Origin of the sequence: Staphylococcus sp. EG-SA-15 (genome assembly GCF_017151895.1) — a bacterium.
In the GTDB taxonomy this organism is placed as follows: domain Bacteria; phylum Bacillota; class Bacilli; order Staphylococcales; family Staphylococcaceae; genus Staphylococcus; species Staphylococcus aureus.
On sequence record NZ_JACVZN010000200.1, the window covers coordinates 1 to 209 of the forward strand.

Consider the following 209-nt stretch of genomic DNA (forward strand, 5'->3'; position numbering starts at 1 on the left):
TAATGAGACGTTTGATAAACGCATATGCTGAATGATTATCTCGTTGCTTACGCAACCAAATATCTAATGTATGTCCCTCTGTATCAATGGCACGATATAAATAGCTCCATTTTCCTTTTATTTTGATATACGTCTCATCAATACGCCATTTGTAATAAGCTTTTTTATGCTTTTTCTTCCAAATTTGATATAAAATTGGGGCATATTCT

At 32.1% G+C, this 209-nt stretch carries 1 protein-coding gene; it reads right to left on the reverse strand.

What is annotated here, in order from left to right; translation table 11 throughout:
* Positions 1-209, reverse strand: a 209-nt coding sequence (locus IDG64_RS15070; protein ID WP_133062790.1) for a DDE-type integrase/transposase/recombinase, incomplete at both ends; no start/stop codon positions are given.